Raw genomic sequence first — 24,534 nt, 5'->3', positions numbered from 1 at the left:
CTCAGTGTTCCGATGCCCCGCCTGCGCTCCTGGTTCCTCGCCCCCGCCGCCGCCGTGCTCCTGGCGGCCACCCTGGCCGGCTGTTCGACGCTCGAGCTCAAGCAGCGCGAGTGGATCATCCAGCCCAACCCGGTCACCGACACCCGCAGCGGCAGCGCCGAGGGCATGCAGGACGTCTGGATCGAGCACGACTCGGCGGTCAGCGGCCAGCGCGTGAAGCTGCACGGGCTGTGGCTGCCGCAGCCGCGTGCCGACGCGCCCGTGCTGCTGTACCTGCACGGCGCGCGGCGCAACATCTGGGGCAGCACCTTCCGCATCCGCAACATGCACGAGCTGGGCTTCTCGGTGCTGGCCATCGACTACCGCGGCTTCGGCCGCAGCAGCGACGAGCTGCCCTCCGAAGCGGCAGTGGTGGAGGACGCCCGCGCCGCCTGGGACTGGCTGGCGCGCAGCGAGCCGCAGCGGCCGCGCTACGTGTTCGGGCATTCGCTCGGCGGCGCGATCGCGGTGCAGCTGGCCGGTGCGGTGGACGACGCGCGCGGGCTGATCGTCGAGGGCACCTTCACCTCGATCCCCGACGTGTTCCGCAGCCTCAAGTGGGGCTGGCTGCCGATCACGCCGCTGATCACGCAGCGCTTCGACTCGACCGAGCACATCCGCCGCGTGCGTGCCCCGGTGCTGGTGGTGCACGGCAGCGAGGACCGGCTGATCCGCCCCGAACTCGGCCGCGCGCTGTTCGAGCAGGCCGGCGTGCCCAAGCGCTTCGTGCTGGTGCAAGGCGGCACGCACTACAGCACCAACGGCGTCGGCCAGGCGCTGTACCGCGACGCGCTGCGCGAGCTGTTCGGCCTCGCGGGCAGCTGAGCGCGCCGGGCGTGGTCCAATCCGCGCATGGCCACGCTGAAACTCAAACGCCCCGCGGTCGCCCGCGGCGACCGCGCCCCGGTGCGCGGCCAGACGCCGCGGGCCCGGCCGACGCTGGCCGAGGCCCAGGCGCGGCGCGAGGCGGCCCCGCCCCGTGCGCAGCCCGCGGCGCCGCGCCCGCCGGCATCCCGCCCGCCCGCCCCCCGCCCTCCGGCGCCGGCTGCTGCGGCCGCGCATCCGCCCGGCAGCCTGCGCCTGTCCAAGCGCATGGCCGAGCTCGGCCTGGCCTCGCGCCGCGAGGCCGACGAGTGGATCGCCCACGGCTGGGTGCGGGTCGACGGCCAGGTGGTCGACCAGCTCGGCGCGCGCGTGCTGCCGTCACAGCAGGTGACGATCGACCGCCGCGCCCGCGAGCAGCAGGCCGAGCGCGTCACCGTGCTGCTGAACAAGCCGGTGGGTTACGTCAGCGGCCAGGCCGAGGACGGCTACGAGCCGGCGGTGGTGCTGGTCACGCCCGAGAACCACTGGTCCGAGGACCCGAGCGGCCGGGCCTTCCGGCGCGAGCACCTGCGCCACCTGGCGCCGGCCGGCCGGCTCGACATCGACTCGGTCGGCCTGCTGGTGCTGACGCAGGACGGCCGCATCGCGCGCCAGCTGATCGGCGCGGACAGCGAGGTCGAGAAGGAGTACCTGGTGCGCGTCGCGCCGCAGGAGGGCACGCCGCTGTCCGACGACGGCCTGCGGCTCCTGCGCCACGGCCTCGAACTCGACGGCGTGGCGCTCGCGCCGGCGCAGGTGGACTGGGTCAACGCGGACCAGCTGCGCTTCGTGCTCACCGAGGGCCGCAAGCGCCAGATCCGCCGCATGTGCGAGGCCGTGGGCCTGAAGGTGACCGGACTCAAGCGGGTGCGCATCGGGCGCGTGATGCTCGGCAACCTGCCGCCCGGGCAATGGCGCTATCTTGAGGCGGGTGAAACTTTCGACTGAGTCCGCGATGACCCTCCCTTCAACCGTGACCCGCGCCGCGCCGCTGCCGCAGGCCGCGCCGCAGGCGCCGGCGGCGGCCGCATCGATCGACGACGGCTGGATCCAGTGGATGGCCGAGAACCGGCTGCGCAACTGCACGCCCGAGTCGATGGCGCAGACCATGGCCGCGGCCGGCCACGATCCGGCCCTGGCGCTGGCGGCGATCCGCGAGCTCGAGCGCGACCCGGTGTTCCTGGCCGCGCGGCGCCACCAGCAGCTGCTGCGCAAGCTCGAGTCGGTGGTCGGCAACCTGCAGAAGATCTGGGAACTGGCGCCCGGCTACACCCACGTCGAGAAGCGCCGCATGCCCACGCGCGACGAGTTCCTCGAGCGCTACGTGGTCGGCTGCCGGCCGGTGGTGCTGACCGACGTGGCGCGCGACTGGCCGGCGCTGCAGCGCTGGTCGCCGGCCGACCTGAAGGCGCGCTTCGGCATGCACCAGGTGGAGATCCAGGCCGAACGCAACGCCGACCCGCGCTACGAGGAGAACAAGCTCGCGCTGAAGCGCCAGGTGCGCCTCTCCGACTTCGTCGACCAGGTGCTGGCCGGCGGCAGCACCAACGACTACTACCTGACCGCCAACAACGAGGTGCTGCGCCGGCCCGAGTTCGCGCCGCTGCTGGCCGACATCGGCCCGCTGCCGTCGGTGTGCGACCGCGGCCAGCTCGCCGCGCGCTCCTCGTTCTGGTTCGGCCCGGGCGGCACGGTGACGCCGCTGCACCACGACACGATCATGCTGTTCCACACCCAGATCGTCGGGCGCAAGCGCTGGCGCTTCATCTCGCCGCTGGAGTGGCCGAAGCTCTACAACTACAACAACGTGTTCAGCCCGATCGACATCGACCGGCCCGACCTGCAGCGCTTTCCCGACTTCGCCGGCGTGAAGGTGCTGGAGGTGGTGGCCGAGCCCGGCGAGACGGTGTTCCTGCCGCTGGGCTGGTGGCACCAGGTGGCCTCGCTCGACGTGAGCCTGTCCTTCTCGTACTCCAACCTGGCGCTGCCGAACCACTACCTCTACACCAACCCCGAGATCACGAACTGGACCTGAAGGCGCGCCGCGCAGGCTGCGCGGGCGGCGCCCGTATGATCCGCGCATGCCTTCCAGGAAGCCCCCCGGCGGCGCCACCGTCCGAGCGGCCGGGGCGCTGGCCAGCAGCGAGATCGGCGAACCCGCCGCACGGGTGCTGCGCCGCTTCCGCATCGTCTTCAACGCGGTCAAGACGCACTTCCAGCAGGTCGAGAAGCTCGCCGGCGTCGGCGGGGCGCAGCTCTGGGCGCTGAGCGTGGTGCGGGCCCATCCGGGCATCGGCATCGGCGACCTGGCGCGCTCGATGGACGTGCACCAGTCCACTGCCAGCAACCTGGTGCGCACGCTGGTCGAGCGGGGTCTCGTCGCCACTATGCGTGACGGCATCGACCGCCGCGCGGTGCAGCTGCAGCTGCTGCCGGCCGGACGGGCGGTGCTGCGCCGCGCGCCGGGCCCGTTCGCCGGCGTGCTGCCGCAGGCGCTGGGACGGCTCGACGCCGCCACGCTGGCACGCCTGGACGAGGACCTCGCCGCGCTGATCGCCGTGCTGGACGTCGACCGGCGCTCGCCCAACATCCCGCTGGGCCGCTAGGGGCGCGAACGCACCACCCGCAGCGGCAGCGGCGGCGCCTGGCCGCTGCGGTCGGCCCCGGCGTACACGGTGAGGTGCGGGAACGGGATCTCGATGCCGGCCGCATCGAAGGCCGCCTTGAGCCGGCGCAGGTACTCACGGCGCACGCCCCACTGCTGCAGCGGCGCCACCCGGAAGCGGCAGCGCAGCACGACCGCGGAGTCGTCCCAGCGCTCGACACCGGCGACCTCGAGCTCGGACAGGATGGCCGGTCCCAGCTGCGGGTCTGCACGCAGCGCCGCGCCGACCGCCTTCATCTCGGCGATCACCTGATCGACGTCCTCGCGGTAGGCCACGCCCACGTCCACCACCGCCTGCGCGAAGTCGCGGCCCATGTTCGTGACGGTGCTGATCAGGCCGTTGGGCACGAAATGCACATTGCCGTGGTAGTCGCGCAGCCGCACATGGCGCAGCGTGATGTCCTCGACGACGCCGGTCAGCTCCGCCACCGTCACCACGTCGCCGGTGCGGATCTGGTCCTCGAGCAGAAGGAAGAAGCCGGTGAAGTAGTCCTTCACCAGGCTCTGCGCGCCGAAGCCGATCGCCAGGCCCACCACGCCGGCGGCGCCGAGGATGGGCGCCAGCGTGACGCCGAGTTCGGCCATCACCAGCATGAACGCGATCGCGCCGACCACCAGCGCGACCAGGTAACGCACCACGCGTCCCAGCGTCTCGGCGCGGCGCGCCGTGTCGGCGCCGCCGAGGCGCTCGGCCACACGCACGCGCACCAGGCGCACGAGGCGCTGCAGCAGCACGATGGCCAGCCACGCGCCGAGCACGATGCCGACGATGCGCAGCCCCGCCGCGGCAGGCGCGCCCCAGCGGGACCAGTCGAGATCGGCGAGGCGCTGCAGCAGGTCGTTCATGGCAGTCGTCGTGGGGTGATTTCCGGAAGGGTATGTCGCCGATGTTATATTTGGACAAATCCACATCGGCGTCGGGGCACCTTCGCGGCCCCCGTCCGACTCCGATGCGCCGGCCCCGCTGCGTCGGGGTGGCGTCTGGCTTCGCCCACCTTCGGGTGCCCCTGCTCCCGCCCCGGGAGCGTCCACACTGAGGAGTCGCCATGGCCATGGTCAGACAGGTCCACAACATCAGCTTCCCGATCTCCGAGCCCGGTGCGCTCGCGCAGGACGAGGCCTACTTCCTGCTCAAGGAGGACGGGCGCGAACTGCGCCTGCGCTTCCACGACTACGACGCGATCTACGATCGCCCGGGCCTGTACGAGCAGCTCTTCTACCAGCGCCTGCGCTGCGCCTCGCCGCGCAAGGCGCGCGACCTGCTCGCCAAGGTGCTGCAGGAGAACCGCATCGAGCTCAGCGAGCTGCGCGTGCTCGACCTCGGCGCGGGCAACGGCATGGTCGGCGAGCTGCTGGATGCGGCGCGCGTGATCGGCGTGGACATCTCCGAGAGCGCGCGCCAGGCCTGCGAGCGCGACCGGCCCGACGCCTACGACGCCTACTACGTGACCGACATGAGCCGGCTGCAGGAGCCGCTGGCCGGCGAGATGAAGAGCTGGCAGCTCGACCTGCTCACCTGCATCGCGGCGCTGGGCTTCGGCGACATCCCGGTGCGCGCCTTCGCCAACGCGTTCAACCTGATCCGCAACGACGGCTGGGTGGTGTTCAACATCAAGGAGACCTTCCTGCAGGAAGGCGACCGCACCGGCTTCTCGATGCTGGTCAAGCACCTGCTGGTCAGCGACACGCTGGAGGTGCACCACCTGGAGCGCTACCGCCACCGCATCTCGATCGACGGCCGTGCGCTCTTCTACTACGTGCTGGTCGGACGCAAGCATGCCGACATCCCGGCCGGCGTGATGAGCAGCCTCGGGCACGATTGAGCATGCGCCGGTTGCTCGTCGCCGCGGGGCTGGCGCTCGCCGCGCTGCGCACCGCCGCCTGCGAGGTGGAGCATCCGGTCGTGTTCGCCGGGCTGGACTGGGATTCGAACGCCTTCCACACCGCCGTCGCGCAGCGCATCGTGCGCGACGGCTACGGCTGCCGGGTCGACCTGGTGCCCGGCTCGACCATCCCGCTGCACAACGGCATGGCACGTGGCGACATCCACGTGATGATGGAGGTCTGGAAGTCCAACACGCCGCCGAGCTGGACCCGGGGCGTGGCCGAGGGCAAGCTGGTCGAACTCGGCGTCAACTTCCCGGATGCGACGCAGGGCTGGTTCGTGCCGCGCTACCTCGTCGAAGGCCCGAAGGCGGCCGCGCCGGGACTGCGCTCGGTGCGCGACCTGCCGCGCTACAAGGCCCTGTTCCGCGACCCGGAGGAGCCGGGCAAGGGCCGCTTCCTGAACTGCATCGCCGGCTGGCAGTGCGAGCTGACCAACACCAAGAAGCTGCATGCCTACGGCCTGGACCGCGACTTCACCAACGTCCGCCCGGGCACCGGCGCGGCGCTCGACGCGGCGATCCTGTCGGCACTGAAACGGCACCGCCCGGTGCTCTTCTACTACTGGGGCCCGACCTGGCTGCTCGGCCAGATCGGCCGTGAGGTGGTGATGCTCGAGGAGCCCGCGTACGACCCGGCGCGCTGGGACGCGCTGATGGCGCTGAAGGACCCGGCCCAGGCACGCGACGCGACCGCCTACCCGGTGGTCGAGGTGCTGGTCGGGGCAAACAGGGCCTTCGCCGAGCGCGCCCCGTCGCTGGCCGCCTTCCTGGCACGCTACCGCACCAGCGCCGCACTCGTCTCCGAGGCGCTGGCCTACCTGCAGCGCACCCGCGGCAGCGTCGACGACGCGGCGCGCCACTTCCTGCGCACGCACCCGGAGGTCTGGACGGCCTGGGTGCCGGCCGACGTGGCGGCGCGGGTGAAGAGCGCGCTGTGACGGACCCGCCCGCCACTGCCGCGCTCTTCCCGGACTGGCAGCCGGTCGTGCGCGACGGCGCCAACGCCGCGGTCGATGCGCTGGTGCTGCACCACGGCGACCGGCTCGAGGCCGCGGCCGACGGCCTGCTCGCCCTGCTGGTCACGTTCGAGCAGGCCCTGCGTGCGGTGCATCCCTGGCTGCTCATCGTCCTGGTGGCCGGGCTCGCGCTGGCCGCCAGCCGGCAGTGGACCGTGGCGCTGATCGGTGCGGGCGGGCTGTGGCTGGTCGGTGCGCTCGGCCAGTGGGAGCAGGCGATGCAGTCGCTTGCGCTGGTGCTGGTGTCGGTGGCGATCTGCCTGCTGCTGGGCCTGCCGCTGGGCATCGCCAGCGGCCGCTCGCGCTGGGTGCGGCGCGCGCTGGCACCGTTGCTCGACCTGATGCAGACCATCCCGAGCTTCGTCTACCTGATCCCGGCGGCGATGCTGTTCGGCCTGGGCAAGGTGCCGGCCATCCTGGCCACGGTGGTGTACGCGCTGCCGCCGCTGGTGCGGCTGACCGACCTCGGCCTGCGCCAGGTCGGCGGCGAGGCGGTCGAGGCGGCACGCGCCTTCGGTGCGACCCGCTGGCAGCTGCTCGCCAAGGTGCAGATCCCGCTGTCGCTGCCGTCCATCCTGCAGGGCGTCAACCAGTGCACGATGATGGCGCTGGCGATGGTGGTGATCGCCTCGATGATCGGCGCACGTGGCGTCGGCGAGACGGTCCTGGTGGGCCTGCAGCGCAACGACCCGGGCACCGGCCTGGTCGGCGGGCTGGTGATCGTGATCCTGGCCATCGTGCTCGACCGGCTGCTGCAGGCCGCCGGGCGCCGCCTGCAGCCCTGAGAAGGTGTACCGGTGGCGCTGATCGAGGTCCGCGGGCTCACGACGCTGTTCGGGCCGCGTCCGCAGGCCGGCCTGGCGCTGTGGCGCCAGGGCCTGGACAAGGCGGCGCTGCTCGCGCACGGCCATGTGCTGGCGCTGCAGAGCGTCTCGCTGGACATCCAGCCCGGCGAGATCTTCGTGATCATGGGCCTGTCCGGCTCGGGCAAGTCGACGCTGGTGCGCCACCTCAACGGGCTGCAGCGGCCCACGGCCGGCCAGGTCTGGATCGGCGAGGACGAGCTCACCGTGCTGCCCTCGCGCCGCCTGAACGCGCTGCGCCGCCAGCGCCTGGCGATGGTGTTCCAGCGCTTCGGCCTGCTGGCCCACCGCAGCGTGCTCGACAACGTCGCCTTCGGCCTGGAGCTGCGCGGCGTCGCGGCGCGCGAGCGCGAGGCGCGGGCGCGGCACTGGATCGAGCGGGTCGGCCTGCAGGGCTGGGAGGCGCATCGGCCGGCGCAACTGTCCGGCGGCATGCAGCAGCGCGTCGGCCTCGCGCGTGCGCTGTGCAGCGACACCGACATCATCCTGATGGACGAGGCCTTCTCGGCCCTCGACCCGCTGATCCGCTCGCAGCTGCAGGGCGAGCTGCTGTCGCTGCAGGCCGAACTCGGCCGCACCATCGTCTTCATCACGCACGACCTGGACGAGGCGCTGCGCATCGGCAGCCGGGTGGCGATCCTGCGCGATGGCGCGGTGCTGCAGGTCGGCACGCCGCGCGAGCTGCTGCTGCAGCCCACCGACGCGCACGTGGCCGCCTTCGTGGCCGACGTCAACCGGGCACGCGCGCTGCGTGTCGACAGCGCGCTCGCGCCCTGGCCGGCCGGCCAGCCGGCCCCGGCGCCCGAGCGCGCGGTCGACGCCGACGCGACGCTCGAGCAGGTGCTGCCGCGCCTGGTCGGGCGCCAGGCACCGCTGGCGGTGCGCCGCGGCGGCGCCGTGGTCGGCCAGGTGGCGCTCGACGAAGTGCGCGCCCTGCTCGTGCCGCCCGAGTGAGCCGCACCGACACCGCCTCGCTGCAGGGCCTGCGCGTGCCGCTGGCCGCGCTGCTCGGCGGCGTGGCGCTGCTGGTGGTCGGGGTCGGCCTGCTGTTCTCGACGCTCGGCCTGCGTGCCGGCCTGGAGGGTTTCCCGACCGTCGTGACCGGGCTGGTGACCTCGGCCTACTTCGCCGGCTTCGTGCTCGGCACGCGAATCTGCCCGCTGCTGATCCGCCGCGTCGGCCATGTGCGTGCCTTCGCGGCACTCGCCTCGCTCGCCTCGACCATGCCGATCCTGCACGTGCTGTGGGTGGCGCCGGCCTGGTGGGCGCTGCTGCGCGGCCTCACCGGGGTCTGCCTGGTCGGCCTGTACATCGTGGTCGAGAGCTGGCTCAACGTGCTGGCAGCGCCGGCCCAGCGCGGCCGCGTGTTCTCGCTCTACCTGGCCGTCAGCGGGCTGGCGATGGCGCTCGGCCAGGGCCTGCTGCTGGTGGGCGACCGGCTCGGCTTCGTGCCCTTCGCCCTGGTGTCGGTGCTGCTGTCCTTCGCGCTGCTGCCGCTCACGCTGACGCCGGTGGTCGAGCCCGAGCCGCTGCCCGCGCCTCGGCTCGGGCTGCGCGCGCTGTACCGGCTGTCGCCGCTGGGGCTGGCCGGTGCGTTCGGCTCGGGCGCCCTGGCCGGCGCGCTGTACGGCCTCGGTGCGGTGTTCGTGCAGCGCCTGGGCTACGGCGACGCGGCCGCGGCCGGGTTCATGGCCTCGGCGATCCTCGGCGGCGCCTTGTTCCAGTGGCCGATCGGCCAGTGGTCGGACCGCCACGACCGCCGTGTCGTGCTGCTCGCGTCGGCCGTCGGCATAGCGCTGCTGGCAGGCGCGGGCTTCGTGCTGGTTCGCCTGTGGCCGTCAGCGCTGGTGCCGCTCGGATTTGCGATCGGGGCGCTGCTGTTCGCGCTGTACGGACTCTCGGCAGCGCATGTCAACGACCTGGTCGAGCCGGCGCGTGCCCTCGAGACCAGCGGCGGGCTGCTGCTGGTGCACGGCGCCGGCGCAGCGCTCGGGCCGACGCTGGCCGGCGCGCTGATGGCCGCGCTCGGGCCCGGCAGCCTGCTGCTCTACTTCGCTGGCGTCGCGGCGCTGCTGGCAGCCTACACGCTGCAGCGCATGCGCGCCGCGCCCGCAGTGCCGGCGCAAGACAAGACCGGCTTCGTGCCGATGGGCGACGTGGGCCCGGCCGCACTGCACCTGGACCCGCGCATCTCCCGCTTTCCGGACGAGCGGACCTGAGCCGGGGCTAGGGCGACTGCAGCCGTGCGAGCAGGTCCGCCGCCGCCCGTGCCCACGGGCCGCCGGCGGCGCGCCGCTCGGCCTCGCGGGCCGCGGCCAGGGCCTCGCTCGGCCGGCCCAGCTCGGACAAGGTGCTGGCGAGGTTCAGCCAGGCCGGGGCGCTGTCTGGATGGGCCTGCGCGGCGGCCTCGAATGCGGCCGCGGCGGCGGCCCGGTCGCCGGCCGCGTGCAGCGCGTTGCCCAGGCCGATCTGCAGGCTCAGGCGCCCCGGGTGGCGAGCCAGCGCGCTGCGGTAGACCGGCACCGCCACGGCCGGCGCCGCGCTGCGCTCGACGCCGACCGCGGCCTCGACGACGGCGTCCTCGGTGGCGGTGCTCGGCCAGTCGCCCGGGCGCGTCGCGACGAAGGCCCAGGCGCCGGCACGCACCCAGGTGCGCTCGAAGACCGAGAGCGAGAACACGGCGCGCTCGGTCCTGCCCGAGCGCAGCAGCATCTCGCCGCGCGCGAGGTCGTAGCCCACCGGCACGGCGTAGTGCCAGACCGGCGCCCAGCCGAGCCCGAGGTTGAGCAGCACCACCGGCGCATGGCCGGCCTGCAGTTCGCGCAGCAGCGCCTCCAGCGTGCCGGGCAGCCGGGTGGCCACCGCGCCCTGGCGCCGCGCGCCGGCGATCATCTCGATCTGCAAGGTGCCGGCGCGCGCGGGCAGGAACACCTGTTCGCCCAGCAGCGCCGGATCGGCCGGCAGGCCGAGCGCCGCCAGCACCGTGGCCAGCGCAGCCGGGCCGCAGTGGTAGGCGGTCTGCGCGAAGAACGGCGTGGCCGTCAGCTCGACGCGCGGCGCCAGCCCGGCCGGCGGCGCCTGCGTCAGGGCATCGGTCTGCACGGCGGCGCAGCCGCCCAGCCCGGACAGTGCCGCGCCGGCCAGCAGCGCGCGGCGGCGCATCGGCGCGTCAGCGGATCGAGCGGGTGAAGGGGAAGACCTTGGTGAAGCCGAGGATGTCGGTGATCAGCAGCAGCAGGAAGATGAACACGATCGTGCCCAGCACGTCGGAGGCACCGGCCGGCGCGGTGTCCAGCGTGTGCGCCAGGTGCTCGACCTCGGCATCGGTCAGCGCGGCGATGCGGGCCTGCGCCTGCGCCAGGTCGACCCCACGCTCCTGCAGCGCGGCGGCCACGTCGGCGCGGTTCAGCAGCTGGCTGACGCGCTCGCGCTGTGCGGCGGCGCTCAGCACGCCCTCGGCCGCGGCCACCTGCTCGGTGCCCACCAACGTGGCCTGCGCGCTGTGCACGAAGCCGGCGAAGCTGAGGCTGGCGGCGACGATGCGGGTGGTCCAACGGATGCTGTTCTTCATGGGGTCCTCGCGACGGTGGGAAGCGGTGCGCGGATCGTACTCATCCGCGGTGCACGGCCGTCACCGATTGCAACCGCGCGGCCCTGCTACGCTCGCAGCATGTCGTCTCCCGCTCCGGCACGCCAGGGCATGACCCCGGCCGTCGTGGTGCTGCTGCTCACGCTGCTGCTGGGCATTCAGCCCATCGCCACCGACCTCTACCTGCCCGCGCTGCCGACGCTGCAGCGCGAACTCGGCGCCTCGATCGGCGCAACGCAGCTGACGCTGTCGGTGCTGATCATCTGCTTCGGCCTCGCGCAGCTGGTGTGCGGCCCGCTGGCCGACCGCTTCGGCCGCCGCCCGGTGCTGCTCGCCGGCCTGGCGCTGTTCACGCTCGCCAGCGTCGGCTGCGCGCTCTCGCGCAGCATCGAGGCGCTGATCGCCGCGCGTGCGCTGCAGGGCGCGGCGATGGCCGCGGCAGTGACCTGCGGCCGCTCGATCGTGCGCGACCTGTACGCGCCGCAGGAAGGCGCGCGCGTGATGTCCAAGGCGCTCAGCGGCCTGGGCGTGATCGCGATGGCCAGCCCGCTGGTCGGCGGCTTCGTGGTGCAGGCCTTCGACTGGCATGCCACGCTGGCCGTGGTCGCTGCCTTCGGCGCCGCCTCGCTGGCGCTGGTGGCCTGGCGCTACGAGGAGACCGTGCCGCAGCGCAACCCGCTCGCCACCCGGCCCTGGGCGCTGCTGCGCAACTGGGCCGTGGTGGCGGCCCACCCGAGCTTCCGCGCCTGGACGCTGCTGTCGGGCTTCGCCTACGGCGGGCTGTTCTTCCTGCTGGCCGGCTCGTCCTTCGTCTACATCGAGGTGCTGGGCACCTCGCGCGTGGCCTACGGCGCGATCATGCTCAGCCAGTCGGCCACCTACCTGGCCGGCACCTTCTGGTGCCGCCGCCTGCTGGCACGCCACGGGCTGCGCGGCGCGGTGCGGCGCGGCGCGCTGTTCAGCCTGGCCGGCGGCGTGGCGATGGCCGGCTTCGCGCTGGCCGGGGTGCACACGGTGTGGGCGGTGCTGCTGCCCTCGTGGCTGTTCATGATCGGCCATGGCGTGCACCAGCCCTGCGGCCAGGCCGGCGCGGTCGGCCCCTTCCCCGACAAGGCCGGCACCGCGGCCTCGCTGTCGGGCTTCTGGATGATGCTGGTGGCCTTCGGCGTCGGCCAGATCCTGGGCGCGACGATGAACGGCACGGTGTTCCCGATGGCCCTGGGCCTGGCGGCCTGCGCGCTGCTGGTCACCGGCATTGCCTGGACGCTGGTGCAGCGCCACGGCGACCCGGTGGCCGAACACCTGGCCGCGCGGCCGGCATGAGGCGCCCGGGCTGCCTTTGCCTGGCCGGGCCGACGGCTGCCGGCAAGACCGCCGCCGCGCTGGCCATCGCGCAGGTGCTGCCGGTGGAGATCGTCAGCGTCGACTCGGCGCTGGTCTACCGCGGCATGGACATCGGCACCGCCAAGCCCAGCGCGGCCGAACGCGCGCAGGTGCCGCACCACCTGATCGACATCCTCGATCCGGCCGAGGCCTATTCCGCCGCGCGCTTCGTCGCCGAGGCGCAGGCGCTGGTCGAGGGGATCCGTGCGCGCGGCCGCCTGCCGCTGCTGGTGGGCGGCACCATGCTCTACTTCAAGGCACTGTTCGACGGACTGGATGTGATGCCCGCGGCCGATCCGGCCGTGCGCGCCGCGCTCGACGCGCAAGCCGCCGAACGCGGCTGGCCGGCGTTGCACGCCGAACTGGCGCGCGTCGACCCGGCCACGGCGGCGCGCCTGCCGCCCACCGACGCGCAGCGCATCCAGCGCGCGCTGGAGGTGTTCCGCCAGACCGGCCGGCCGATCTCGGCGTTCCAGCGCGGTACGCGCCCGGCGCATCCGCTGCCGCCGCTGCTCTCGCTCGAGCCTGGCTCGCGCGCCTGGCTGCACGAGCGCATCGGGCAGCGCTTCGACACGATGCTGCGCGCCGGCCTGGTCGACGAGGTGGCCGCGCTGCGCGCGCGCGGCGACCTGCACCCCGGCCTGCCGTCGATGCGCTGCGTCGGCTACCGCCAGGCCTGGGAGGCGCTCGAGGCGGACAACCTGGCCGCGCTGCCCGAACGCGGCCGCGCCGCGACGCGCCAGCTCGCCAAGCGCCAGCTCACCTGGCTGCGCGCCATGCCGCAGCGCGAGACCGTCGCCGCCGATGCGCCCGATGCGATCGCACGCGTGGTGGATGCAGCCCGGCGCCACGCGGAGGCCCTGACCCATGCTTGAGCTGCGCGGTCTGGCCAAGCGCTACGCCGGCGTGCCGGTGTTCGAGGGCGTGGACCTCGACCTCGCCGCCGGCGAGTTCGTCGCGGTGGTCGGCGAGTCGGGCGTCGGCAAGTCGACGCTGCTCAACGGCATCGCCGCGCTCGATACGCTCGATGCCGGCACGGTGCGGCTCGACGGCGAGCCCATGCTCGGCCTGCCCGAAGCGCGCCACGCCCTGCGCCGGCGTGCCGAACTGGGCTTCGTGTTCCAGGCCTTCCACGTGCTGCCGCACCTGAGCGTGGCGCAGAACGTCGCGCTGCCCCTGTTGCTGCTGCAGTGCCCCGACGACGCGCAGGTCGAGACCATGCTCGCCGAGGTCGGCCTGGCCGGGCTGGGCACGCGCCTGCCCGAGACGCTGTCGGGCGGCCAGCTGCAGCGCGTGGCGATCGCCCGTGCGCTGGTGCATCGCCCCAAACTGATCCTGGCCGACGAGCCGACCGGCAACCTCGACCCCGGCAATGCGGAGCGCGTGCTGGAACTGCTCGCGCAGCGCGTGCGCGAACACCGCACGGCCTGCCTGCTGGTGACGCACTCGCTGGCGGCCGCCGCACGGGCCGACCGTGTGATGGAGTTGCGCCGCAACGGCCTGGTCGCGCGCCCCGACCTGCGCCCTTGACGCGCCGCAACCGGCAGCGACTGAGGGCTGCCTACAGTCCGGCGCTTCGCGTCAGGAGCTCACATGCCGATCCCGCTCTACAACCGTGACGGGCACCAGTGCCTGATGTTCACCGACCTCTGCCAGGAGGGCGGCGACGTGGTGCAGTCGAACCAGTTCCTGATCGTCGATGGCGACACCGGTGCACTGATCGACCCGGGCGGCAACCTCGCCTATGGCGAGCTCTACCTCGCGATGACGCGGCACTTCGCGCCGGCGCAGCTCAGCGCGATCCTCGCCTCGCACGCCGACCCGGACATCATCGCGGGGCTGGACCGCTGGATGACCGCCACCAGCAGCGCGAAGCTCTACATCTCGCGCATCTGGGAGCGCTTCGTGCCGCACTTCTGCAAGGCCGGCAAGACGGCCGGGCGCATCGTCGGCATCCCGGACGCGGGGCAGCGCATTTATATCGGCCGAAGCGAACTCATCGCATTGCCAGCGCATTTCATGCATTCGGAAGGCAACTTTCAGTTCTACGACCCGGTCAGCCGCATCTTGTTCTCGGGCGATCTCGGCGCCTCGATGACGGGCGGGCTGGAGGCCCAGCAGCCGGTCGGTTCGCTGGCCGCGCAGTTGCCCAAGATGGAGGCGTTCCACCGCCGCTACATGGTGTCGAACAAGGTGCTGCGCCTGTGGGCGCGCATGGTGCGCACGCTGGACATCGCGATGATCGTGCCGCAGCACGGCGCGCCGCTGAAGGGGCGTGCGGTGGCCGAATTCATCGACTGGGTCGAGGGCCTGCCCTGCGGCGTGGACCTGCTGAACGAACGCGATTACGCGGTGCCGGCCTAGACCAGGTCGGGGCGAACCCCGATACGCCCGCGACAGCGAGGGACTGCATCGGACACTCATGGGGTCCCCATCCGGCCAACGTGAAGGGTGATGGCGCGAGAGCGGCCTGCTGCGTCGTATCGTCGTGCCCCGAAACAAGCCGCCACCGCATTGAAAGGCCGGGGCACGCGTCGCCGGTTGGGTGGCGAGCGGACGAACCGGACGGCAGTCGGCGGTGGGATCTCTCTCAGCGTCGCCGAACCCATCGTGGACATCGAAACCCAACCCGACCCGGCCGCGCTGCGGCGCAGCCACCGTGCCACCATCGCCGACGCCGAACCGATCCTCGTGCGCCAGCTGGTCGGCGAGTTCACCCGACGCGACATGGACGCCGCCGCGCTGGTCCGCGGCCTCGGCTTCGGACTCGAGGACCTCACCGCGTTCGAGTTCCGCGTCTCGTATGCGCAGACCTCGCGCCTGATCCGCCGCGCCACGCTGCTGCTGCCGCAGCAGCAGCTCGGGCTGCTGCTGGCGCGGGCCTCCAGCCTCGCGTCCTGGGGCCTGGGCCTGATCGGGCTGATGGCCAGTGCCGACACGGTCGACATGCTCGATCTGGCGACCGAGTACCTGCGCTCGACCGACCACTTCGTCTCGCTGCATCGCAGCGATGGCGAGGGCGGGATCGAGCTGATCGCCGAACCGCGCTTCCCGGACCCGGACGTCTCCGCCGTGCTGGTGGAGAACGCCTTCGCCGCGCTGGTGCGGCTGAGCCGCTTCGTCGCCGGGCCGAACTTCGCGCCGCTGTCGGTCGGCTTCGGCTGCGCCGCACCGCCGGCGGCCGCGGCGCTGGAGGAGTACTTCCGCTGCCCGGTGCAGTTCGGTCAGGGGCAGAACCGGATCGTCTTCCCCGCCGCGCCGCAGCCGATCGCCAGCGCCGACCTGCTCACGGCGCAGCTGTGCCGGCAACTGCTGGCGCAGCGCCAGCGCGGCGAGCGTGCCGCCTCCGAACTCGAGGAGGCGATCGTGCGCGCGCTGCGTGCCGACCTGCGTCGGCCGCCGCCGGTCAAGTCCATCGCGCAGTCGGTCAACCTGAGCGAACGCACGCTGCGCCGGCGCCTGCAGCAGTCGGGCCTGAGCTACGCGGCGCTGCTGGACAACGAGCGCATGCGCCGCGCCGTCGCGCTGCTGGCCGAGTCCGAGCGCTCGCTGGTGGAGGTGGCCGAGCAGTCCGGCTTCACCGACACGCGCAGCCTGCGCCGCGCCATCAAGCGCTGGACCGGGCGCACGCCGACGCAGGTGCGGCGCGGCGAGGGCTGAGCCCGGGCATCGCCTTGGGCGCCGGCGCCACAATGCGCCGGTGACCTCGCCCCTGCGCTCGCTGCTGCGCCACGTCTCGTGGCGCCAGGTGATGCACGAGCCGATGCGCCATGCCGTGGTGGTGCTGGCGGTCGCGCTCGGCGTCGCACTTGCCTTCTCGGTGCACCTGATCAACCAGTCCGCGCTCGACGAGTTCAGCGGCGCGGTGCGCCAGGTCAACGGCCAGCCCGACTTCGAGCTGCGTGCGCAGCGCGACGGCTTCGACGAGGCGCTGCTCGAGCGGGTGGCCGCGCATCCGCAGGTGGCGCTGGCCAGCCCGGTGGTCGAGCTCAGCACCCAGGCGCTGGCCGCAGACGGCCCGCCCGTCGCGCTGCGCGTGATCGGCCTGGACGCGCTGGTGGCCGCGCCGCTGACGCCGGCGCTGATGCCGCGCCCGCGCGAGGGCGAGGACCGGCTCGCGCTGGTCGACCCCACGGCCGTCTACCTCAACCCGGCCGCGGCGCAGAAGCTCGGCGAGCACGCACCGCTGCGCCTGCGGCACGGCGCGCAGCAGGTGCTGCTGACGCCGCGCGGCCAGGTGCTGGTCGACGGCCCGCCGCTGGCGGTGATGGACATCGCCGGCGCGCAGGCCGGCTTCGGCTGGCTCGGCCGGCTCAGCCGCATCGACGTGCGCCTGGTGCCCGGCGCCGACCGCGCGCGCGTGCTGCAGGAGCTCGCGCTGCCGCCCGCGCTGCGCGCCGCCGCGCCGGACGAATCGGCGCAGCGCGTCTCCAACCTGTCGCGCGCCTACCGCGTCAACCTGAGCGTGCTGTCGCTGGTGGCGCTGTTCACCGGTGCCTTCCTGGTGTTCTCGATCCTGTCGCTGTCGATCGCCCGGCGCGCACCGCAGCTCGCGCTGCTGGGCGTGCTCGGCCTCGGCGCACGCGAGCGCCTGGTGCTGGTGCTGGCCGAGTCGGCGCTGCTCGGGCTGGCGGGCAGCCTGCTCGGGCTGGCACTCGGCACCGCGCTGGCCCAGCTCGCGCTGCGCCTGCTGGCCGGCGACCTGGGCGGGGCCTACTTCCCCGGCGTGCAGCCGCGCCTGCAGTTCGGCCTCGGCGCCGCGGCGCTGTACGGCGCCCTCGGCCTGGCGGTGGCCGTGGCCGGCGGCTGGCTGCCGGCCCGGCAGGCGCAGCGCCTCGCGCCGGCGCGCGTGCTCAAGGGCCTGGGCGAACGCGACAGCGGTGGCCGCCATGCCTGGGCCGGCCCGGCGCTGCTGGCCCTCGGCGCAGGGCTGAGCCTGCTGCCGCCCTGGGGCGGCATCCCCCTGGCGGCCTACCTGGCGGTGGCCTGCCTGCTGCTCGGCGGCATCGCCTGCGTGCCGGCCGGCGTCGGGCTGCTGCTGGGCGGCATCGCGCCGACCCGGCGGCCGCTCTGGCTGCTGGCGGTGGAGCGTGCCCGCCACCTGCGCCGCAGCGCGACGATCGCGGTGGCCGGCGTGGTGGCGAGCCTGGCGCTCGCGGTGGCGTTGACGGTGATGGTGGCGAGCTTCCGCGACGCGGTCGACCGCTGGCTCGAGCAGGTGCTGCCGGCCGACCTGTACGCGCGCAGCGCGACCACCTTGTCGGTGGTCGACACGGTGTTCATCGAGCCGGCGCTGCTTGACGCGGTGGCACGGCTGCCCGGCGTGGCGCGTGTCGAGGGCCAGCGCACGGTCGGCGTGCAGCTCGACCCGCGCCGGCCCGACGTGCTGGTGCTGGCGCGCCCGCTGGGCGCGCCCGAGCAGCGCCTGCCGATGCTCGGCGGCCTGCTGCCGGCGCCGGCCGGCCAGCTGGCGGTGTATGCCAGCGAGCCGCTGGCCCAGCTCTACGGCCTGCGTGCCGGGCAGACGCTGGAGCTGCCGCTGCCCGACGGCCGGCGCGTGCCGACCTTCGTGCGCGGCGTGTGGCGCGACTACGCCCGACAGCACGGCGCGCTGGCGATCGACACGCCCGACTGGCAGCGACTCACCGGCGACCGGCGCGTGAACGACCTGGCGCTGTGGCTCGCGCCCGGCGCCGACGCGCCAGCCGTGCAGGCGGCGATCCGCACGCTGGCGGGAGCGCAGACGCCGCTCGAGTTCTCGGCGCCGGGCGAGATCCGCGCGCTCTCGCTGCGCATCTTCGACCGCAGCTTCGCCGTCACCTACTGGCTGCAGGCGGTGGCCATCGCGATCGGCCTGGCCGGCATCGCCGCCAGCTTCTCGGCCCAGGTGCTGGCACGGCGGCGCGAGTTCGGCCTGCTCGCGCACCTCGGGCTGACCCGCGGCCAGGTGCTCGCCGTGGTGGCCGGCGAAGGCGCGGTGTGGAGCGCCACCGGCGTGGCGCTCGGGCTGCTGCTGGGCATCGCCGTGGCGGCGGTGCTGGTGCACGTGGTGAACCCGCAGAGCTTCCACTGGACCATGGAGCTGCTGCTGCCCGCCGGGCGCCTGGCGGCGCTGTGCGGCGCGATGTTCGCTGCCGGCACGCTGACCGCCTGGTGGGCCGGCCGCGCCGCCGCCTCGCGCAGCGCCGTGCTGGCCGTCAAGGACGACTGGTGACGAGCGGGAAGCGGTTCGGGTAGTCGGTGATGATGCCGCTCACGCCGGCCTCGGCCAGCGTGCGCATCTGGGCCGGATCGTTGCAGGTCCAGACGAACACGCCGCGGCCGCTGGCACGCACCGCGTCGAGGCCGCGGGTCTCCAGCGTGCCGGCCACCGAATGGAAGCCGAGCGAATCGCTCTCGCCGCTGCAGCCCGGGTGGTACGCGTCGGCATCCAGCAGCGCGAGGTAACGCTCGGGCTGCGCCAGCCGCTCGGCCACCAGCACGCCGAGCGCGAGCGAGGCGTCCAGCGCGCGCAGCGCGACCAGCTGCTCGTGGTCGAACGAGGACACGATCACGCGTTCGCGCAGGCCGCTGCGGTCGATGTCCTGCAGCACGCGTGCCGCGATGCCCGGGTACATGCGCGGGATCGACTTGATCTCGACATTGACACCGAGGCCGAGCGACCGGGCCGCATCGAGCACCTCGCTCAGGGTCGGAATACGGACCCGGCCGCCGCCGAAGGCCGCGTGGTGCCCGGGGCTCAGATGCAGCGCCTGCTCCTCGTCCGACAGCGTACGCAGGAAGGGCTGGCGCTGCGCCGCCGGCAGCGCGAGCTCGCGCAGGTACCAGCTGCCGGCGTCCAGCGACTGCAGCTCGGCGAGCGTGAAATCCGACAGCCAGGCGTCGGCCCGATCGGGGAAGCGTTCGGCCACGTCGGTGCAGCGCCGCAGCGTGTCGTCGTGGTGGACCACCGGCACGCCGTCGCGGCTCAGGTGCACGTCGATCTCGACCATCGCACAGCCGAACTCGGCGGCGCGTTCGATCGCCGGCAGCGTGTTCTCGGGCGCGAAGGCACGCGCGCCGCGGTGGCCGATCAGCAGCGGCGCGGGGCCGAGTTCGGGCAGGCGTGAGGGCATCGTCGGCCTTGTCTCATGGGGGCTGCGCAGCCGGCCCACAATGCATCGCATGCACCCGCGCGCCCTGCCTCGCCGGACGATTCTGGCATGCCCCCTTTTCGCGTGGCCGCTGCCGGCGCGCATGCAGCCGGTCGGGCCGCGCCGGCTCGAGTTCCCGCGCGACCACGGCGCGCACCCGGCGCAGCGCACCGAGTGGTGGTACGCCACCGGCTGGCTGGCCGCGCCGGGGCGCTCCGAGCCGGCCTACGGCTTCCAGGTGACCTTCTTCCGCGCCCGCACCGAGGTGGCGGCGGAGCACCCGAGCCGCTTCGCTGCGCGCCAGCTGCTGTTCGCCCATGCGGCACTGACCGACCTGGCCGCGGGCCGGCTGCTGCACGACCAGCGCATCGCCCGCGCCGCCTTCGGCGAGCGGGCCGACGAGCATGACACCCGCATTGCGCTGCGCCACTGGCGCTTCGAGCGCGCCGGCCCGGTCGACGCGAGCCGCTACCGGGCCGAACTGGCGAGCGATGCCGGCGGCTTCGCCTTCGCGCTCGAGCTGGCGGCCACCCAGCCGCTGCTGCTGCAGGGCGAGGCCGGGCTGTCGCGCAAGGGCCCGCGCCCGGAGCAGGCGAGCCACTACTACAGCCAGCCGCAGCTCGCCGTGAGCGGCACGCTGACGCGCCAGGGCCGGCCGCAGCCCGTGCAGGGCCGCGCCTGGCTGGACCACGAGTGGAGCGACGAGTACCTCGCCGCCGAGGCCCAGGGCTGGGACTGGGTCGGGCTGAACCTCGCCGACGGCAGCGCGCTGATGGCCTTCCGCATCCGGCGTCCGGACGACAGCGCCTACTGGGCCGGCGGCACGCTGCGCCGCGCCGACGGCACGCTGCGCCGCTTCGGCCCGGACGAGCTGCGCTTCGAGCCGCTGCGGCGCTGGACGAGCCCGGCCTCGCGCGCCACCTACCCGGTGCAGTGGCGCCTGGCCACGCCGGCCGGCGTCTTCGTCGTGCGTGCCCTGCTCGACCCGCAGGAACTCGACAGTCGCGACAGCACCGGCGCGATCTACTGGGAGGGCCTGTCGGAGGTGCTCGACGAGGCCGGCCGGCGCATCGGCCTGGGTTACCTCGAGATGACCGGCCGGGCCGAGCGGCTTCGCATGTAGCGCTTGCTCGTGGTCAATCCGGGCCGGGCCGCGCGGGCGCACCATCGGCACCAAAGACCCAGGAGACAACCGTGACCTTGCCGCTGTTCATCGATTCGATCGAAGCCGCCGTCGACCATGTGCTGGACACCGTGTCCGGCGACATCGTGCTCGGCATCCCGCTGGCCATCGGCAAGCCCAACCCCTTCGTCAATGCGCTGTACCGCCGCATCAAGGCCAACCCGGCGCGGCGGCTGCGCATCGTCACCGCGCTGTCGCTCGAGAAGCCGGTCGGCAAGAGCGAGCTCGAGCAGCATTTCCTCGGGCCCCTGGTCGAGCGTGTGTTCGAGGACTACCCCGACCTGCTGTACGTGAAGGACCTGCGCGCCGGTGCGCTGCCGCCCAACGTCGAGGTGCGCGAGTTCTTCATGAAGACCGGCGACTACCTCGGCAACCCGGCCGCGCAGCAGAACTACATCTCGACGAACTACACCTTCGTCGCGCGCGACATGGCGGTGCAGGGCATGAACGTGATCGCCCAGGCGGTGGCCGCACGCGGCGAGGGCGAGGCGATGCGGCTGTCGCTGTCGAGCAACCCGGAGGTCACCTTCGAGGTGGTGGAGAAGCTGCGCGCGGCCGGCCAGCCGCTGCTGACCGTCGGCGTGGTGAACCGGAAGATGCCCTTCATGCCCAACGGCGCCGAGGTCGGGCCGGCGTTCTTCGACCTGGTGATCACCGACCCGGCCGGCACGCATGCGGTGTTCGCGCCGCCGAACAACAAGGTCAGCCTGGCCGACTACGCGATCGGCCTGCACGCGGCGAGCCTGGTGGCCGATGGCGGCACGCTGCAGATCGGCATCGGCTCGCTGGGCGACGCGATCGCCCAGGCGCTGATCGTGCGCGACCGGCAGGGCGACGCGTTCCGCGCCATCCTCGAGTCGCTCTGCCCGGACGGCACCGCGGGGCGCGAGCTGGGCCGCTTCGACCAGGGCCTGTACGGCTGCTCGGAGATGTTCGTCAACGGCTTCCTGAAGCTGATCGAGGCCGGCATCATCCGCCGCGAGGTGTTCGCCGACGTGCTGCTGCAGCAGCTCGTCAACGACGGCGAGATCGACGAGGTCGTCACGCCGGCCACGCTCTCCGTGCTGCTGCGCCACGGCCGCATCCGCTCGCCGCTGGTGCCCGACGACCTGCGCTGGCTGCAGCACTGGGGCATCCTGCGCCCCGAGGTGACGCTGGAGGAGGGCCAGCTGGCGATCGACGGCAAGCGGCTGCGCAACGACATGGTCGACCCGGAGAACCTGGCGCGCATCGGCGAGACGATGCTCGGCGGCCGGCTCGCGCACGGCATCTTCATGACCGGCGGCTTCTTCCTCGGCCCGCGCGACTTCTACGAGCGCCTGCGCACCATGCCCCCGCAGGAGCTGGCGAAGATCGACATGACCCGCATCGACTTCATCAACCAGCTCTACTCCGAGGACGGCACGCAGGGCGCGCTGAAGCGTGTGCAGCGGCGCAAGGCACGCTTCATGAACACGACGATGATCGTCACGCTGCTCGGCGCCGCCTGCAGCGACGCGCTGGAGACCGGCCAGGTGGTCAGCGGCGTGGGCGGGCAGTACAACTTCGTGGCGATGGCGCACGCGCTGCCCGATGCGCGGCTGCTGATGATGCTGCGTGCCACGCACGACAACAAGGACGGCCTGACCAGCAGCATCGTCTGGAACTACGGCCATGTGACCATCCCGCGCCACCTGCGCGACATCGTCGTCACCGAGTACGGCGTGGCCGACCTGCGCGGCCAGTCCGACGGCGAGGTGATCAAGCGCCTGATCGCGATCGCCGACTCGCGCTTCCAGGACGAGCTCGTGCGCCAGGCCAAGGCGCACGGCAAGCTGGAGGCGGGCTACGAGCTGCCCGAGCGCTACCGCCACAACCTGCCGCAGGCGCTCGAGGACAAGCTCGAGCCCTGGGTGCAGGCCGGGCTGCTGCCCGACTTCCCGTTCGGCACCGACCTGACCGACGACGAGCTGAAGATCGTGCGCGCGCTCAAGAAGCTCAAGCACGCCAGCCAGCACCCGGCCGAGATGGTGACCCTGATCCTGAAGAGCCTGTGGGAGGGCAAGGAGGCGCCGCTGCCCTACCTCGAGCGCCTCGGCCTGGCCGACGCGCACAGCTTCAAGGACCTGTTCGTGCGACGCCTGTTCGCCAACAACCTGTGATCAGGCGAGGCCCTGCGCGAACTCGTCGAGCTGCGTGATGCAGGTGTTCCAGCCCTCGAAGAAGCCGAGCTGCTCGTGCCGCTCGCGCGTGGCCGGGTCCGGGTGCATCACGCGCGCGACGTAGCGCGTGCCGCCGACCGCGTCGTCCAGCGTGATGACGGCGGTGAACCCCATCCACGGCGTGGCCGGGCGCCAGCCGCCGGTCAGCATCGAGGTGAACACGAGCCGCTGCTGCGGCACGATCTCGAGGAAGCAGCCGGGGTTGTCGCTCTGCCCGCCGTCGGGGCCGCGCATGAAGGTGTGGAAGGCACCGCCCGGCCGCAGCTCGAAGGCGCGCACCTCGGTGGTCCAGGGTTTCGGGCACCACCACTGCTTCAGCAGCGTCGGGTCCGTCCAGGCGCGCCAGAGACTGGCACGCGGCGCCTTGACGAGGCGGTCGATGAGGAGGTCGTGCCGCTCAGCGGCGGGGGTGTCGGACGGGGTCAACTGGCTGCTCCTGTTCATGCAGGGTTTCGACGAATCGCGCCATGCGCTCGGTGCGCGCCTCCCACACGGTGCGCTGCTGCGCGAGCCAGCGCTCGGCCTGGGTCAGGGTGCGCGGCACCAGCTCGCAGGTGCGCACCCGCCCCGTCTTGTGCGAGCGCACCACGCCGCTGCGCTCGAGCACCGACAGGTGCTTCATGAACGAGGGCAGCGCCATCTCGAACGGTGCGGCGAGTGCCGACACCGTCTGCGGCCCGCGGCCGAGCGCGCCGACGATGGCGCGCCGGGTCGGGTCGGCGAGCGCGCAGAACACGTCGGTGAGCTGGGCCACTTGGTTGGCCATTTTGTTAGCCATTCGGCTAACTGTATGCGACGCCGCCGGTCCCGGCAAGCGGCATGATGCACACATGGATGCCGCCGTCGCCACCCTGCTCGCGCAGCGCCTCGGCGGGCGCTGGACGCTGCGCCCGGCCGGCGGCAGCGGCTTCGCCGCCACCTGGCACGCGCGCGGCGGCGCGGGCGATCTGTTCGTCAAGTCGGCGCCGCCCGCGCAGCACGCGATGCTGGAAGCCGAGGCCGACGGGCTGGCGGCCCTGGGCGCCACCGGCACGGTCCGTGTGCCCGCGGTGGTCGATTGCTGGACCACCGAAACCGCCTGCGTTCTCGCGATCGAGGGTCTGACGTTCGCGCCGCCGCCGCCCGATTTCGGCGCGCGCTTCGGCGCGGTGCTGGCCGCCCTGCACCGCGCGAGCGCCCCGGGCGAGGGCCGCTACGGCTGGCAGCGCGACAACTGGATCGGCGGCACGCCGCAGACCAACCGCTGGCACGACGACTGGCCCGGCTTCTTCGCGCACGAACGGCTCGGCGCGCTGGCCGCGCAGCTCGCGCAGCGCGGCGCGCCGGCCCGGCTGCTCGACGGCGTGGCGGCGCTGGCCGAGCGGCTCGGGGACTTCTTCGACGACGGCCACGCGCCGCGCCCGGCGCTGGTCCACGGCGACCTGTGGAGCGGCAACTGGGCCGCCCTGGCCGACGGCACGCCGGTCGTCTACGACCCGGCGGTGTCGGTCTCCGACGCCGAGGCCGAGCTGGCGATGATGGAGCTGTTCGGCGGCCCGCCCGCGGGCTTCTGGGAGAAGTACCGCGCCGCGGCGGGGTTGGCGCCAGGGTATGCGCACCGGCGCGGCCTGTACCAGCTCTACCACCTGCTCAACCACGCGCTGCTGTTCGGCGGCGGCTACCTCGGCTCGGCGCAGCGCCTGCTCGACACGCTGCGGCACGCGCGCCCCTAG

Annotated in this window: 24 protein-coding genes; 18 read left to right on the top strand and 6 right to left on the bottom strand. The window is 73.3% G+C overall.

Annotated elements, in window-relative coordinates; translation table 11 throughout:
- Positions 1-12: 12 nt before the first annotated feature.
- The 4 genes from D9C15_RS19995 to D9C15_RS19980 are packed head-to-tail and all read left to right on the top strand — an operon-like array spanning position 13 to position 3,509.
- Positions 13-864, top strand: a complete 852-nt coding sequence (locus D9C15_RS19995; protein WP_205854853.1) for an alpha/beta hydrolase — start codon at positions 13-15, stop codon at positions 862-864.
- 27 nt (positions 865-891) lie between these two features.
- The gene (locus D9C15_RS19990) at positions 892-1,851 is read left to right on the top strand and encodes a pseudouridine synthase (RefSeq protein ID WP_128000228.1); all 960 of its coding nucleotides are present in this window, start codon (positions 892-894) and stop codon (positions 1,849-1,851) included.
- Between the two features lie 7 nt (positions 1,852-1,858).
- Positions 1,859-2,938 carry a cupin-like domain-containing protein gene (locus D9C15_RS19985; protein WP_128000227.1) on the top strand — a complete coding sequence of 360 codons (1,080 nt, stop codon included), beginning with the start codon at positions 1,859-1,861 and terminating at the stop codon, positions 2,936-2,938.
- Positions 2,939-2,984: 46 nt separating this feature from the next.
- Positions 2,985-3,509: a MarR family winged helix-turn-helix transcriptional regulator gene (locus D9C15_RS19980; protein ID WP_128000226.1), complete on the top strand. Its 525-nt coding sequence runs from the start codon at positions 2,985-2,987 to the stop codon at positions 3,507-3,509.
- Here the strand turns inward: D9C15_RS19980 and D9C15_RS19975 are convergent.
- The gene (locus tag D9C15_RS19975; RefSeq protein ID WP_128000225.1) at positions 3,506-4,414 is read right to left on the bottom strand and encodes a mechanosensitive ion channel family protein; all 909 of its coding nucleotides are present in this window, start codon (positions 4,412-4,414) and stop codon (positions 3,506-3,508) included. The two genes, D9C15_RS19980 and D9C15_RS19975, sit on opposite strands and share 4 nt — an antisense overlap.
- A gap of 200 nt (positions 4,415-4,614) precedes the next feature.
- On the opposite strand from D9C15_RS19975, the gene D9C15_RS19970 reads away from it, so the two are divergent.
- Genes D9C15_RS19970 through D9C15_RS19950 form a run of 5 tightly spaced genes read left to right on the top strand, consistent with a single transcriptional unit; the run spans position 4,615 to position 9,552 of the window.
- Positions 4,615-5,391: a class I SAM-dependent DNA methyltransferase gene (locus tag D9C15_RS19970; RefSeq protein WP_205854852.1), complete on the top strand. Its 777-nt coding sequence runs from the start codon at positions 4,615-4,617 to the stop codon at positions 5,389-5,391.
- Between the two features lie 2 nt (positions 5,392-5,393).
- Positions 5,394-6,392 carry an ABC transporter substrate-binding protein gene (locus D9C15_RS19965; RefSeq protein ID WP_128000224.1) on the top strand — a complete coding sequence of 333 codons (999 nt, stop codon included), beginning with the start codon at positions 5,394-5,396 and terminating at the stop codon, positions 6,390-6,392.
- Positions 6,389-7,255: an ABC transporter permease gene (locus D9C15_RS19960; protein ID WP_240668483.1), complete on the top strand. Its 867-nt coding sequence runs from the start codon at positions 6,389-6,391 to the stop codon at positions 7,253-7,255. Before D9C15_RS19965 ends, D9C15_RS19960 begins: the two co-directional genes overlap by 4 nt.
- A 12-nt stretch (positions 7,256-7,267) precedes the next feature.
- A complete protein-coding gene (locus D9C15_RS19955) occupies positions 7,268-8,287 on the top strand; it encodes an ATP-binding cassette domain-containing protein (RefSeq protein WP_128000223.1) in 1,020 nt (339 codons plus the stop codon).
- Complete coding sequence (locus D9C15_RS19950) at positions 8,284-9,552, top strand: MFS transporter (protein WP_128000222.1); 1,269 nt, start codon at positions 8,284-8,286, stop codon at positions 9,550-9,552. The genes D9C15_RS19955 and D9C15_RS19950 overlap by 4 nt, the downstream gene beginning before the upstream one ends.
- Positions 9,553-9,559: 7 nt before the next feature.
- On the opposite strand, the gene D9C15_RS19945 is transcribed toward D9C15_RS19950, so the two are convergent.
- A complete protein-coding gene (locus D9C15_RS19945) occupies positions 9,560-10,495 on the bottom strand; it encodes a PA2778 family cysteine peptidase (protein WP_128000221.1) in 936 nt (311 codons plus the stop codon).
- A gap of 7 nt (positions 10,496-10,502) precedes the next feature.
- Positions 10,503-10,904, bottom strand: coding sequence for a PA2779 family protein (locus D9C15_RS19940; RefSeq protein ID WP_128000220.1), 402 nt, complete (start codon positions 10,902-10,904; stop codon positions 10,503-10,505).
- Positions 10,905-11,003: 99 nt separating this feature from the next.
- On the opposite strand from D9C15_RS19940, the gene D9C15_RS19935 reads away from it, so the two are divergent.
- The 6 genes from D9C15_RS19935 (at position 11,004) to D9C15_RS19910 (ending at position 18,519) form a co-directional block, all read left to right on the top strand.
- On the top strand, positions 11,004-12,245 hold the full coding sequence (locus D9C15_RS19935) for a multidrug effflux MFS transporter (protein ID WP_128000219.1): 1,242 nt from the start codon (positions 11,004-11,006) through the stop codon (positions 12,243-12,245).
- Positions 12,242-13,180: a tRNA (adenosine(37)-N6)-dimethylallyltransferase MiaA gene (gene miaA / locus D9C15_RS19930; RefSeq protein ID WP_128000218.1), complete on the top strand. Its 939-nt coding sequence runs from the start codon at positions 12,242-12,244 to the stop codon at positions 13,178-13,180. The genes D9C15_RS19935 and miaA overlap by 4 nt, the downstream gene beginning before the upstream one ends.
- A complete protein-coding gene (locus tag D9C15_RS19925; RefSeq protein WP_128000217.1) occupies positions 13,173-13,835 on the top strand; it encodes an ABC transporter ATP-binding protein in 663 nt (220 codons plus the stop codon). Before miaA ends, D9C15_RS19925 begins: the two co-directional genes overlap by 8 nt.
- A gap of 63 nt (positions 13,836-13,898) precedes the next feature.
- A complete protein-coding gene (locus tag D9C15_RS19920; protein ID WP_128000216.1) occupies positions 13,899-14,669 on the top strand; it encodes an oxygen-binding di-iron domain-containing protein in 771 nt (256 codons plus the stop codon).
- 246 nt (positions 14,670-14,915) lie between these two features.
- Entirely contained in the window at positions 14,916-15,965 is a 1,050-nt protein-coding gene (locus D9C15_RS19915; protein ID WP_164886792.1) for an AraC family transcriptional regulator, read from the top strand.
- A 91-nt stretch (positions 15,966-16,056) separates the two neighbouring features.
- A complete protein-coding gene (locus tag D9C15_RS19910; RefSeq protein WP_128000402.1) occupies positions 16,057-18,519 on the top strand; it encodes an ABC transporter permease in 2,463 nt (820 codons plus the stop codon).
- Here the strand turns inward: D9C15_RS19910 and D9C15_RS19905 are convergent.
- Entirely contained in the window at positions 18,503-19,420 is a 918-nt protein-coding gene (locus tag D9C15_RS19905; protein ID WP_128000214.1) for a glycerophosphodiester phosphodiesterase, read from the bottom strand. The two genes, D9C15_RS19910 and D9C15_RS19905, sit on opposite strands and share 17 nt — an antisense overlap.
- Before the next feature lie 121 nt (positions 19,421-19,541).
- Between D9C15_RS19905 and D9C15_RS19900 the strand changes: the two genes are divergently transcribed.
- Both D9C15_RS19900 and D9C15_RS19895 read left to right on the top strand, forming a co-directional pair.
- Positions 19,542-20,561: a lipocalin-like domain-containing protein gene (locus D9C15_RS19900; protein WP_240668482.1), complete on the top strand. Its 1,020-nt coding sequence runs from the start codon at positions 19,542-19,544 to the stop codon at positions 20,559-20,561.
- A gap of 71 nt (positions 20,562-20,632) precedes the next feature.
- The gene (locus tag D9C15_RS19895; RefSeq protein WP_128000212.1) at positions 20,633-22,762 is read left to right on the top strand and encodes an acetyl-CoA hydrolase/transferase C-terminal domain-containing protein; all 2,130 of its coding nucleotides are present in this window, start codon (positions 20,633-20,635) and stop codon (positions 22,760-22,762) included.
- Here D9C15_RS19895 and D9C15_RS19890 read toward each other — a convergent pair whose 3' ends face one another.
- Together D9C15_RS19890 and D9C15_RS19885 are read right to left on the bottom strand one after the other, a co-directional pair.
- Positions 22,763-23,248 carry an SRPBCC family protein gene (locus D9C15_RS19890; RefSeq protein WP_240668481.1) on the bottom strand — a complete coding sequence of 162 codons (486 nt, stop codon included), beginning with the start codon at positions 23,246-23,248 and terminating at the stop codon, positions 22,763-22,765.
- A complete protein-coding gene (locus D9C15_RS19885) occupies positions 23,220-23,588 on the bottom strand; it encodes an ArsR/SmtB family transcription factor (RefSeq protein ID WP_128000210.1) in 369 nt (122 codons plus the stop codon). Before D9C15_RS19885 ends, D9C15_RS19890 begins: the two co-directional genes overlap by 29 nt.
- A 64-nt stretch (positions 23,589-23,652) precedes the next feature.
- On the opposite strand from D9C15_RS19885, the gene D9C15_RS19880 reads away from it, so the two are divergent.
- On the top strand, positions 23,653-24,534 hold the full coding sequence (locus tag D9C15_RS19880) for a fructosamine kinase family protein (protein ID WP_128000209.1): 882 nt from the start codon (positions 23,653-23,655) through the stop codon (positions 24,532-24,534).

The sequence above is a fragment of the Piscinibacter defluvii genome (genome assembly GCF_004011805.1).
Classification (GTDB): domain Bacteria; phylum Pseudomonadota; class Gammaproteobacteria; order Burkholderiales; family Burkholderiaceae_C; genus Piscinibacter; species Piscinibacter defluvii.
This window is presented reverse-complemented; position numbering and strand designations above follow the sequence as displayed.